Annotated in this window: 11 protein-coding genes; 7 read left to right on the top strand and 4 right to left on the bottom strand. The window is 37.3% G+C overall.

The annotated features are described in order from the left end of the window. Positions 1-25: 25 nt before the first annotated feature. Positions 26-1255, bottom strand: a complete 1230-nt coding sequence (locus Q0X77_RS08210) for an HD domain-containing protein (protein WP_297795765.1) — start codon at positions 1253-1255, stop codon at positions 26-28. Positions 1256-1292: 37 nt separating this feature from the next. On the opposite strand from Q0X77_RS08210, the gene Q0X77_RS08205 reads away from it, so the two are divergent. The 4 genes from Q0X77_RS08205 to pafA all read left to right on the top strand — a co-directional run bounded on the left by Q0X77_RS08205 (position 1293) and on the right by pafA (position 6307). After that, the gene (locus Q0X77_RS08205) at positions 1293-2837 is read left to right on the top strand and encodes a PglZ domain-containing protein (protein WP_297795761.1); all 1545 of its coding nucleotides are present in this window, start codon (positions 1293-1295) and stop codon (positions 2835-2837) included. Positions 2838-3084: 247 nt separating this feature from the next. Next, positions 3085-3984, top strand: a complete 900-nt coding sequence (locus Q0X77_RS08200; RefSeq protein ID WP_297795758.1) for a sulfotransferase domain-containing protein — start codon at positions 3085-3087, stop codon at positions 3982-3984. Positions 3985-4051: 67 nt separating this feature from the next. Beyond that, positions 4052-4399, top strand: coding sequence for a hypothetical protein (locus Q0X77_RS08195; protein WP_297795754.1), 348 nt, complete (start codon positions 4052-4054; stop codon positions 4397-4399). Positions 4400-4633: 234 nt separating this feature from the next. Further along, positions 4634-6307: an alkaline phosphatase PafA gene (gene pafA / locus Q0X77_RS08190; RefSeq protein ID WP_297795751.1), complete on the top strand. Its 1674-nt coding sequence runs from the start codon at positions 4634-4636 to the stop codon at positions 6305-6307. Positions 6308-6390: 83 nt separating this feature from the next. On the opposite strand, the gene Q0X77_RS08185 is transcribed toward pafA, so the two are convergent. Next, positions 6391-7452, bottom strand: a complete 1062-nt coding sequence (locus Q0X77_RS08185) for a hypothetical protein (protein WP_297795748.1) — start codon at positions 7450-7452, stop codon at positions 6391-6393. A gap of 91 nt (positions 7453-7543) precedes the next feature. On the opposite strand from Q0X77_RS08185, the gene Q0X77_RS08180 reads away from it, so the two are divergent. Both Q0X77_RS08180 and Q0X77_RS08175 read left to right on the top strand, forming a co-directional pair. Continuing rightward, positions 7544-8236, top strand: a complete 693-nt coding sequence (locus tag Q0X77_RS08180) for a hypothetical protein (protein ID WP_297795744.1) — start codon at positions 7544-7546, stop codon at positions 8234-8236. A 378-nt stretch (positions 8237-8614) separates the two neighbouring features. Continuing rightward, entirely contained in the window at positions 8615-9202 is a 588-nt protein-coding gene (locus Q0X77_RS08175; RefSeq protein ID WP_297795742.1) for an HD domain-containing protein, read from the top strand. Between the two features lie 101 nt (positions 9203-9303). Here the strand turns inward: Q0X77_RS08175 and Q0X77_RS08170 are convergent, their stop codons facing one another. Beyond that, positions 9304-10047, bottom strand: a complete 744-nt coding sequence (locus tag Q0X77_RS08170; RefSeq protein ID WP_297795740.1) for an NIPSNAP family protein — start codon at positions 10045-10047, stop codon at positions 9304-9306. A 60-nt stretch (positions 10048-10107) separates the two neighbouring features. Further along, positions 10108-11091, bottom strand: coding sequence for an NAD-dependent epimerase/dehydratase family protein (locus Q0X77_RS08165; protein ID WP_297795737.1), 984 nt, complete (start codon positions 11089-11091; stop codon positions 10108-10110). 193 nt (positions 11092-11284) lie between these two features. Here Q0X77_RS08165 and Q0X77_RS08160 point away from each other — a divergent pair, with 193 nt between their 5' ends. Then, positions 11285-13015: an arylsulfatase gene (locus Q0X77_RS08160; RefSeq protein WP_297795734.1), complete on the top strand. Its 1731-nt coding sequence runs from the start codon at positions 11285-11287 to the stop codon at positions 13013-13015. The last annotated feature ends 44 nt before the right edge of the window (positions 13016-13059 follow it).

Here is a 13059-nt window from a genome sequence, read left to right as displayed (position 1 = left end):
TCAAGTAAATTCATGAATTTTATCGTTACAAATCGTCTTTTGGATAACATATGTAGTATTTGGTTACCGTCTCGGATAGGGCTGTAAGGTTTAACTGATCTGAAGCTTTTGCCACATCAACTAGCTTACCATTATTACGTAATACGTTTATATTCTGATTATCGCGGTTGTAGGCCTTATTCTCAATAATTCCCGTAAATACAAAATAGGAAGTCTCTGAATCATTCAACTTATGTCTGGTTTTAAAGTTATCATAAAGCAACCTAAATTTATTCTCGTCTGTAGGACTATCCTTCAGCCTTATGTTCAGGAGTTTTCTATTCAATATCATTTTACAAAGCCTGGACAAAACAAAGTCAGAATTATGCTGCCATTGTTTAATTGCCGATAAAATATCGACATCATCAAGGGCTGCAAACTGTGTTAAAACTTCAGCATTAAACTCAGACTTATTTATTCTGTTCTTAAGAAAAAACATCAGGGCTGAACTACCGGGCAATTCTATACCCAGGTCCACAAGTTCCTTTGCCCGCTTCAGTGTTTTTATGAGTAGTTGCTCAGCGACAAGGCCGGTTTTATGGAGGTATACCTGCCAGTACATAAATCTTCGGGCCATTAAGAATTTCTCAACTGAATATATCCCTTTTTCTTCTACCACCAGGGTGTTATCCACTACATTCAGCATGGTAATCAGACGTTCCGCATTTATATTTCCTTCAGCAACCCCGGTATAAAAACTATCTCGTTTTAAATAATCCAAACGATCCATGTCCAATTGACTGCTCACCAATTGATTTAGAAATTTTTTGGGATAAGTGCCTTTGAATATCTCAATCCCTAAAGTTAAACTTCCGTTAAACTTGTGATTAAGTTCCTGCATAAATAGCAATGAAATTGCCTCATGTTGTATTCCTTCCACCAAACTATGCTCCATGGCATGGGAGAAAGGTCCATGACCAATATCGTGTAACAATATGGCACATAGTAAACCCCGGGCTTCTTCGTCAGTGACTTCAACCCCCTTAAAGCGAAGTAGTTGTATAGCTTCCTGCATTAAATGCATGCTTCCTAAAGCATGGTGGAAACGGGTATGATGAGCCCCGGGATACACCAAATAAGACAGGCCCATCTGGGAAATTCGGCGAAGTCTTTGGAAATATGGATCGGCAATCAGGTCAAAAATAAGTGCATTCGGAATTCTAATAAATCCGTAAATTGGATCATTGAATATTTTCAGCTTGTTTGATCTCGACAAAATAGCTATGATTTTCAACGGTAAAGATAAGGACTAAATGAACAAGATAACAATCCTGTGGGTAGATGATGAAATAGATTTATTAAAGCCCCATATTATATTCCTGGAAGGCAAAAATTACAAGGTTGTGACCTGCAAGAGCGGTCAGGATGCATTAGAAGAAATTTCTGCGCATAATTTTGACATTGTCTTTTTAGATGAGAATATGCCCGGCTTATCAGGCCTGGAAACGCTTAATGAAATTAAAGTTATTGACTCAACGCTTCCTGTCGTCATGATTACTAAAAGTGAAGAAGAGTACATTATGGAGGAGGCCATTGGTTCTAAAATCGCCGATTATTTAATTAAGCCCGTCAATCCCAATCAGATACTCCTTTCTCTGAAAAAGAACCTGGACCACTCCCGTTTGGTTTCGGAAAAAACCACTTCCAATTACCAGCAGGAATTTAGAAAGATAGCTATAGACCTCTCCATGGTAAACTCCTACGAGGAATGGGCAGATTTATATAAAAAGCTTATTTATTGGGAATTACAATTAGAAGAAATTGAGGACACCGGAATGTTCGAAATTTTGGAATCACAAAAAATAGAAGCCAACAATCAGTTCGGAAAATTTATTGAAAAAAATTATTCAGACTGGTTTGATGATGCAGACGCACCAGTAATGTCACATACCTTGTTTAAGGAACTGGTTCGGCCGGAAATCAAAGATACCCCTACCCTCTTATTGGTGATTGATAATTTAAGATATGACCAATGGTTTGCTTTCGAAGATGTGCTCGCACCCTATTATAAAAAAAGTAAGGAAATACCATATTACAGCATTCTGCCAACGGCAACCCAATATGCGAGAAATGCCATTTTCTCCGGTTTGATGCCCCTTGGTATGGAAAAAAAATACCCGGAATGGTGGAAGAATGATACAGACGAAGGAGGAAAGAATTTATTTGAAGACAAATTTCTGGGAGAGCAATTAAAACGCCTTGGCCTGGAAATAAAATGGGAGTACCATAAAATAAGTAGTCTGAAACAGGGGAAACATCTTTCTCAAAACTTTCGCTCTCAAAAGGGGAATGACCTAGTAGTCCTGGTATATAATTTTGTGGACATGCTATCCCATTCCAAAACTGAGATGGATGTTATTAAAGAACTGGCCTCCAATGATAAGGCGTATCGTTCACTTACGAATAGTTGGTTTAAGAATTCCCCCCTTCTTGAGATCATTCAGCAAGCTCAAAGTATGGGATTTAAACTGATTATCACCACAGATCATGGGACAATAAATGTAAAACAACCGTCAAAAGTGATTGGCGATAAGGAGACGAGCCTGAATCTAAGATACAAAACGGGACGAAGTCTTACATACAGTAAAAATGATGTTATTGAAGCCAAAGACCCTTCCAAAATATATCTGCCAAGTATTACAATGAGCAGCTCCTTTATTTTTGCCAAGAACGACCTGTTTTTTGCCTACCCCAATAATTATAATCATTATGTGAGCTATTATAGAAACTCATATCAGCATGGGGGCGTTTCCCTGGAAGAAATGATTATACCTTTTGTAGTTCTTGAACCCAGATAATCATGGATCAGTATTAAACTCTAACCATACTTGCCATCGTATGAACTACCCTTTAAGGATTATTTTAAATTGGTTTTTTTAGAAAACCCCGGTAAATAAAAACGCTATTTCGGACATTTAAAGTAATCCTTCGTCCTTTGTGATTGTCTGGATAATTTAATATCAACTTTATTTGAATTTTATACTTTATAATAGCGATGTAGAGTGCTTTTAATTATTTTCGAATTATATAAACAATGAAATAATCATGAAAACGATAAAATGGCCTGTTAAAAAGCAAGAATTGCAAAGCAATCATTTTGACTCCACAATGTGGAACGATTTTAAATTCCGGGATGATGATATTGTAATCTCAACCTATGCAAAATCCGGAACAACATGGGTACAACAGATTGTATCCCAACTAATCTTTAACGGGGAAACCGGACTGCCTGTTGCTGAAATGTCACCCTGGGTAGATTTACGTGTTCCTCCGAAACATGTAAAATTACCCGCCATAGAGGCCCAAAATCACCGCAGGTTTCTTAAAACACATTTGCCTGTGGAAAATTTAAATTTTTCTCCAAAAGCCAAATATATTTATATAGGGCGAGATGGAAGAGATGTCATATGGAGTATGTATCATCATCATCTTAATGCAAATGATAAATTTTATGAAGCCCTGAACGAATCACCAGGCCTGGTGGGACCAAAAATTGAAAGGCCAGGGGATTCCGTAGTGGAATACTATCATGAATGGCTTGATAAAGACGGGTATCCTATTTGGTCATTGTGGGATAATGTGAATAGTTGGTGGGCTATAAAAGATTTGCCAAATGTACTTATGCTTCATTTTAACAATCTAAAAAAGGACATGCCCGGAGAAATCAGAAAAATAGCAGCCTTTCTGGATATTCCAATTGATGAATCAAAATGGAACGACATCCTCACCCATTGCAGTTTTGAGTATATGAAAGAAAACGCTGCGGAAAGTGCCCCTCTCGGCGGGGCTTTCTGGGAAGGGGGCGCCAAAACATTTATAAATAAGGGCACAAATGGCAGATGGAAGGATCTACTCTCCGAAGAAGAGGCAGCTAAATATGATAAGATTGCCTCGGAAAAGCTCTTGCCTGAATGTGCCCGGTGGCTCAAAACCGGTGAATATTAACGATTATATCTCAACAAAATCATTGTGAAGGTCTTACAATAAAAAGAGTAACAAAACCATTTTAACTTTGGAAAACATACAACTTACCGCAAGGTTTCTTATACATAAAGGCAAGGAGGACGAGTTTAAAAATATTGCAAATCAGTGTCTTAAAATCGTTAATGAAAAAGAAAAAAATACCACTTTACAGTATGATTGGTATTTTGATGCAGAGGGAAATGAGTGTGTCATAAGGGAAACCTATGCAGATTCAAATGCTATTATGCTTCACTTGGAAAACCTTGGGGAACTAATCGGACAATTCCTGCAAATTGCTGATTTTTATCCTGAAATTTATGGCAATCCTTCTGAAGAATTTCTAAAAGCGGTTGAAGGTATGAACCCTAAAATATATTCTTTCTACCAGGGTCTATAGCCTTCTGAAGATTACACCCGTGATTTCTGCTTATGCACCAAATCTGCATTTCAGGCCTAAAATTGTGTGACGAAAGACTCGCAAGAGATCATCATAATTCCTAATAACTTCTCCATTTTTTAAAGTTTATCCATAATTATTAATATAATTTAACATTATTACTGATTATCTTTGATTGGCCCGATTCATTATTTATATCCGGTTCCAACTTTATATTAAAAAGATTTTAGAATTATGATCAGAATTATCGTTATTACCGTCTTGTTTTTGTTTATTACACCCGTTCTTATAAGCCAAACCGATCAGCCCAAGCTGGTTGTTGGAATTGTGGTAGATCAAATGAGATCTGATCATCTGTACAAATACCAGGATAGATTTTCCAATGGCGGATTTAAACGATTAATTCGGGAAGGTTATAATTTTAAAAATACCCTGTATAATTACATTCCTACCTATACCGCACCCGGTCATGCATCAATATATTCCGGAGCAACCCCTTCTACTCATGGAATAATTGGTAATACATGGTATCAAAGGAGCACGAAACAGGTGGTTACGAATATTGGGGACACAAACGAACTTATCGTTGGAACGGAGGAAGTTAACAGTTATGGCGCCTCTCCAAGGAATTTACTTAGCTCTACCATCACCGATCAGTTGAGAATGGTCACGCAATTTAAGTCGAAAGTAATTAGTGTTTCAATAAAAGACCGGGGAGCCATTTTACCCGGTGGTCACACGGCAAATGCTGCATATTGGCACGATTGGAAATCGAGTCCGGGGTATTTTATAAGCAGTTCTTATTATATGGAAGAATTGCCCAAATGGGTGTCCAATTTTAACAAATCAGGAAAGTCAGACTCCTATTTAAAAGATTCCTGGTCCACGCTATATCCTATAGATTCCTATGAGGCCAGCGCAGCTGATGACAACAATTACGAGCGTGCAATCGGCGGGAAGACCAGTCCTACTTTTCCCTATGACTATGAGAGTATGAGAGCACGTTATAAGGAAATAGGAGCGGAATTTCAATTGATCTGGGTTTCCCCTGCAGGGAATTCGCTATTGACAGATTTTGCTATAGAAGCCATCAAAAACGAAAAATTAGGAAGTAATGGAGTTACGGATTTTATTAATATCAGTTATTCGGTGCCTGATATAATCGGGCACACATTTGGACCGCAATCCGTCGAATTTGAAGACGTTATTTTGAGGTTGGACAGGGATATTGAGAATTTACTTAATTCACTTGATGCAACTATTGGCAATAAAAATTATTTGCTCTTTTTAACTTCTGATCACGGATCGGTGCCGGTTACGGCTTATTTAAGAGATAATAAGTTGCCCGGTGGAATAGCGCAAATACCGCAATACCAGGTGAATCTTACAAATCATCTAAATTCAAAATATGGCTCAGGTGATTGGATAGAATATTTTGACGGGGAATCAGTTTATTTAAACCATGAACTTATTAAACAAAAAAAATTATCCTTGAGTGTCGTGCAGCGCGTAGTAGCCGATTATCTAATTACGCTGGACGAAATTACAGCGGCCCTTACTGCTTCGGACCTTCAAACACAAAGTTACAGTCATGGCATAAATCAAAAACTTCAAAAAGGTTACCACTCCAAAAGATCGGGAGATGTATTGATCATTTTAAAACCGGCTTATGTTCCCAATTTAAATCCTAAAATAGCTAGCTTTCAACAAATGAAAGGCACCACTCACGGTTCGGGTTATGCTTACGACTCCCATGTTCCTATGTTGTGGTTTGGAAATTCTATCCCAAATGGTGAATCTGTACGGAAAGTATCTGTTATTGATATTGCCCCAAGTCTGTCAATGTTTCTTAATATACCACTTCCAAGTGGTTCCGAAGGAGAACCCCTCATAGAACTTTTTGACTAAATCCGGGTTTATCTTAATGTGATTCTGAAAAACAATGCGGGTAAGCCACTATAGTAATGTGCTGTATGAAATAGTCCCATGTATTATTTTGTTCTGGCCACACTGGTAATATTCTTGCGAAAAGAATTGTCATTTGCCAAAATATCGAAGAAATCAATAATAAATCGTCTGGCTACATTATATTCGTCTGCGTCTGAAAAACTAGATTCCAAATCACTTATTACTGCAAGCATTTGTGGTTTATTTTTCACAAATTCCTGCCTGACCTTTTGATATATAGCTTCGTTACGTTTAAAGCCGCGATATAACCTTTGTGTTACGTCGGTTATACTTAGTACTTCTCCCTGTACTTGTGAAACAACCGCATAGCTGGCATCTACTAATCCGGACATATCAAAATCATAGGGTACGGGAATAATTTCACCATCAATAAATAGAAGTTTTTCGTTATGCCTGTACGCCGATGAATAATCTGTATTTCCAATCATATATTGGAAAAAATCGTTTCTGACCGAATTCAGATCTTCCTGTTCCATCGGATGTATAGACCTTTTAATTTGCTTGGCATTACTTCTATTGGCTACAACATCAATATCCTCTATGAAAAAGCCAAATAAATCAAATGTTTTAACCTTTTGTTTTTTTTCTTCGGTAAAATCAATCTTCAATAATCTGGCATTAAAATGATAAGGAGAAACAATTTCATATAACTTATAGGCTATGTATTCCTTTAAGACTTTATCGTTGTAATCTTTTTGCAATACGCACGGAAGTACCAGTTTTAATTTCTTATTACCTTCAAACAATGTTCCCTTAGAGACAGATTTTTTAATTTTCACTTTTACAGGTGGGAAATAACAATTTTCTCTTCTGTAATTTCCCCTGGCCCTAATTTTAACAGGCAGTGTCTTCCAGGATTCATCCTGCGCCATATAATCCATTTCACTTTCTATATAGGTACTATCATTGGTCTCTTTCCTCAAAACTTTGTTTGAATAGCTTAATTTTAGAAGCACTGGATTATCGCTTAGAAAGAGCTGGGTGAGTTGATTATCTACTGCCTGGCTCACTTCCTCCTGTGAAAAAGTGAATGGAATAATAGAAATACAAGTAAAAAGGAATAGGTATATGGCTTGTTTTTTCACTAGATTGTAGTTAGATTTACTTTCATAAGATAATAAATTTTAAGCTATCAGACGCTATCTCACCATAATAAATTACAGGACAATCATTGTATTGTTTCTTGCAATAATTGTCACTTACCTGGCGTATAGATTTAATATTCATTTCTATGTGGATCTTACCATGCTGAGTATTGCCATCATATTTCCACTGGTCTTTACCATTCGGGGTTCTTTTAGGCGACGCGAAAAAGCCCTTCAGCACCTGAGTAAATTTAGAAGTGCCTTAAAAACGGTTCACTATTTTATAATGTCCAACCAGGAACTTTCTGAGGCAAACAAGCAAGAAATGACAAGAATCTTAATCAATATTAGTGAGCAGAACATGAAACACCTCAAAAATAATGATGATAATACCAAAGATCTGGATGAGATTATTGATAAAGTCCTAAAATTTATTGTCGCAAATGATCAGCTGATTTCAAAAAGGCTTAAAGACAGAACTTTCCGATTTATGAAAGACCTGCACGAGTCTATTGAAAATCTGCACGCTATCAACACGCACAGAACCCCCATAAGCCTTAAGGCGTATTGCCTGGTTTTCATCTATATCTTCCCTCTAATCTATGCCCCAACAATTATTTCTGAAGTGGGCTTGGAATCCAATCACGGAATTACCTATTTCATTGTTATACTTACGCAGTTTATACTAATATCACTTTATAACATTCAGGATCAATTAGAATATCCATTTGATGATATCGGTTTGGATGATATCAACCTTGATAATTTTAAACTTGACAGATAACTCAAAGCTTAATCTTCAATCCTAATATTTCATAAAAAGGCTAAGTAGACCATGCTTATTCATGGCTCATCAGGTTTTAGGTGAATTACTTTTTTTAAATGTTGCGAAGGGAATCCAATTTTACCCTCCTTTGTATGCCCTGGAAAATTTGTATAAGTTAAGGGCCTTAAGGTGAATACATTAAAACAATATGCGATTGATGAAATATTTAGTATTTTTTCAACGTTTTAATTGGACTTTACCATGAATTAAGTCGGTATTGACTGAAAATTTAATATAACGTGAACAAAAATATAGGTGTTTTGTTATATTTCATTATTACCCATGGTTTTGCTACGGATTTCATCGTAGGCATGGGACTTAACTGTAATTATTCGAATGAAGGGGTATTATAAACTAAGAAAGAAAGCCTTAGAGGTATTACATACCAAGCTGGCCGATAATCTTCATTATCATGGTGTATCGCATACACTGGATGTTTTAAAAGTCTGTAACGCTTATATAAAAAGGGAAGGAATACCGGGCCATGAGGCAAAGCTTTTGCGAATAGGCGCTCTTTTACACGATATCGGTTTTACAGTTTCACATGAAAATCATGAAGAACGAGGAGCCACAATTGCTCAAAATATGATGACATATTATGGCTTTTCTAAAAAGGATATTGCCGTCGTCAAAGGATTGATTATGTCTACTAAAATCCCACAGACCCCATCCACCAAATTGGAAGAAATTATTTGTGATGCAGACCTCGATTACCTGGGAAGAAGTGATTTCGAACAAATTAGTCAAAAACTCTATGAAGAACTTAAATCGCTCTCACTAATCACTGACAAATCTGAATGGAACAGGACTCAAATCCGCTTTTTAGAGGCACATACCTATCATACAGAATTTGCAAAACGAAACCGGCGACCTTCTAAAAAAGAAAGGATTAAGGAGTTAAAAAAGCTTTTAGCTTCTTCATAATTAGCCTTAGCTGGTCTAAATTCGCTTCATGACAATAAAAGGAACTACTTACAGCTATTCTCTTGTATTACAGTATAAAAATTCTGATTTTTCCCGTAGGGTTACAATTGAGAATATGATATTGGCCTAAGAAATACCCTGTATATATTTGATACCGTATTGGCATACTCCGGCAGTTTCACTATTCTTTGCCATTCCGGGTGAGGGCCAAATTTTGACCAGTTTGCATCGCGTTCTGCCATGTCCCTGAAAGCGAGTAAATAGGTTAGGCAAGGCATTTGCGGACCGGCAATTTTCTCACCAAAAAAAACAGAATGAAGCCCTACTTCATCAAAAATGGTAAATTCACTTTCATTAAACATCTTCACTTTGCGTTGATACGCATCTTCATTATAGGCCTCATAGGTCCGCAATTCAAAAACCATGGATCCTTCGGATGGTTTTACCAATTTAGGCAGCCCGTCAAATGCCGTGAACAACGATGTAACATAACGTTCTACCGGAAAACTTTCTTGCGGTGTTTTGCTATACGAGGAAGATGCCTTCTTAAATACTTCATCTTCTTTTAGATATTCAATCACTTCCTGATAGCCCTCTATATTTTCATATGCGATCAACAAATATATTTTCTTTGGCATCGCATCTCCAATTTCCTCGAAAGCCCCAATATTGGTAATCCCTTTTCTATTTAAGGCAGGGATTAACGCTTTTTCGAGATAATCATGCAATACCTGTGCGGGTTTGCCAAATTTCAATTCATATTCCCGAAGTTCATAGATTTCTTTCTGAGCAAAACCCAGCGTTCCTGATAAGAGAATCAGTCCGATGATTAAATTTCTAAACATGATATTATTTTTTATCCTAATTATATATCCGAGGTATAAAACTACACTAAATTAAAAGAGTCACAACTTATGGTATGCTTTTAATACATTTTCAATTCGCCTGTTTTCCTCCTCCCTAACAACTTTCTTGTGTGGATTCTCATCCAGCCATTTCAGTGTTTTTTTGATCCCCTCCGAAAATGGGATCGTGGCTTTATATCCCGGCACGAAAGTTTTTATCTTACTATTATCAAAGATAACGCTCTCTGCCTTATCAGCCAGCAAGGTGCCGGTATACGAGGGTTCAATTTTGCAAATAAAATCTGAAGCAATGTGTACAATTTTAGCTTTACAACCCAAACTATCCGCAAGGATTTCATAGATCATGTTCCAGCTCAATATCTCGTCCGAAGTAATATGGAAGGCATGACCTATAGCAGTTGATAAACCAAGTAATCCTGTAAACCCTTTGGCAAAATCCTCAGAATGAGTTACGGTCCATAATGATGTCCCGTCTCCATGAATTATGATTTCTTTGCCGTTCAGAATGCGATCTGCAGTCGTATACTCCTTAAAACCTCCTATTGCTATGGGTATTACAGTGTCATAGGTAAGTGAAGGCCGTACAATGGTTATTGGAAAACCTTCTTCCCTAAAAGCTATCATTAATCTATCCTCACATTTTATTTTTTGACCGGAGTAATCCCAGAGGTCATTGGATAAGGGCGTAGACTCTGTTATTATTGGATACCGTAAGGGTGTTTGGTAGCAAGAAGCAGAACTTATGAAAATATATTGCTTGGTTTTTCCCTTAAAGAGACTGATATCCCGCTCAATATCCTCTGGTGTGAAAGCAATCCAGTTAACCACAACGTCCCAATTATGCTTCTCCAGTTCCAATAAACTATCCGGCTTTGTTATATCACCCAGAATGGTTTTAATTCCATCAATCCGCACCTTGTTTATCCCCCTGTTCAAGTGGTAAAGTTCAATTCCCCTGGCTACTGCCAATCTGCTGGAAGCACTGCTAATATTCCCTGTACCTCCAATAAATAATACTTTCATATTTTCCTTATAGAATTACAAAGTACTGAATTATCCAGAACAGTCAATAGGAATAATAAATATTATTACTCGTCAAATATCGAATTAGACAAACACGCAAATAGCAGATATTTCTCAATAGTTCTAGGCCTTATCCTCTAAATGATAATTCCTTACCTTAGGGTACTTAAAAACCAAGCTCGTGTTTTAAATAATGAATCGCAATAAACGAACAAATCAAATTAATCTTCCTTTTAAGAATTTTACTCATTTTTATCCATTATCAAAAGGCAGATTAATAGTTAATCTTAACACTACCAGGTCCATTCTTGCTCTCCTATTTGTGATCATCGGATTTTATGGTTGTTCAGGAACTCAGGAAAAAACCACTATAGATACAAGACCTAATATCTTGCTATTAGTAGCCGATGACCTGGGATATGCAGATTTGGGGTGTTATGGCGGGGATATTGCAACTCCCAATATTGATGGATTGGCCTCGAGTGGTATTCGTTTCAGTAGATTTCACACGGCACCCATGTGTGCACCAACACGTGCTATGCTTTTAACAGGGAATGACAACCATATTGCAGGGATTGGCCGGCAGGCATTAAGCACTCAGGTATTTGGCTACGAGGGTTATCTAACGAAAAGGGTAGCTACGATACCCCAGTTGCTCAGAGATGATGGCTATCATACCTATATGGCCGGTAAATGGCATCTGGGTAATGGCAAGGAGTTTAATCCGCATCAAAAAGGTTTTGAAAATTCGTTTGTTTTGCTCGAAGGAGTTGGAAACCATTATAACAAGCAGGGTCTGTTTAAAGGGATTCCGATTTCGCATTATACAGAAAATGGTGACCCTGCAGAATGGCCAGAGGGCAAATATTCTACTGATCTTTATACTGATAAACTCATCTCATTTATTGATAGGCACAAAGAAGATAAACGCCCATTTTTTGCTTATGCCGCCTATACTTCTCCCCATTGGCCGTTGCAGGTTGATGAGGTTTACTGGAAAAAGTACCGGGGTAAATATGATAAGGGCTATGATAAATTAAAAGAAGAACGATTAGAAAGCCTTAAAAAGGCAGGGATGATTCCTGAAAATGCTGTCTTACCTCCTACCCATCCTTCCGTAAGGCCTTGGGAATCCCTTTCCGATAAGGAGAAAAAAAGAGAATCTCGAAAAATGGAACTCTATGCTGGGATGGTCGATAATCTTGATGTAAACATTGGCCGTCTCGTAGATTATTTAAAAGATATCGGAGCGTATGAAAACACCCTGATTATTTTTATGTCGGATAATGGGGCCGCAGGTGAAGATTATTATAATAATCCGGATATCAAACCTTATATCAATCCCTATTTTAACAATGACTATGAAACCATGGGGGAAGCAAATTCCTTGATCTCCTACGGACCCCAGTGGGCTGAAGCCGGTTCTTCGCCCTTCAGGTATTATAAGGAATATGCCACAAATGGCGGTATTATAGCCTCTATGATTATTTCGGGTCCGGGGGTTGAGCAACAAAATGTAATTTCAAATAACTTTCTTACGGTTATGGATATTGCGCCTACGCTTTATGACCTCGCTGAGATAAACTATCCCCGGGAGCTTAATGGAAATTCGCTGTTCCCTATGAAAGGACAATCATTTTTGCCATTTATTCATGGTGAAACTAAAACTATACATAATAAAAGCTATGTATTTGTTTTAGAGCATAGTGGAAATACTATGTTGAGGAAGGGAGCTTGGAAAATCACTAATTTCAGTGATCCTTTTAGCTTATCGGAATTTGAACTTTATAACCTTGATGAAGATCTAGGGGAAATGTATGACTTGAAGAGTACATACCCCGATAAATATCAGGAATTGTACCAGGAATGGACTAATTTCGCCAGTGAGATAAAAGTGCAGCTGCCCGGCATCAATTACGATTAATCATGAATTTCATTTACAAGATTTCGATTTTTATTTTACTCGTC

Source organism: uncultured Eudoraea sp., from assembly GCF_947258925.1.
Lineage (GTDB): Bacteria > Bacteroidota > Bacteroidia > Flavobacteriales > Flavobacteriaceae > Eudoraea.
The sequence above is the reverse complement of the archived record's forward strand: the minus strand, read 5'-3'. Positions and strand labels throughout refer to the sequence as shown.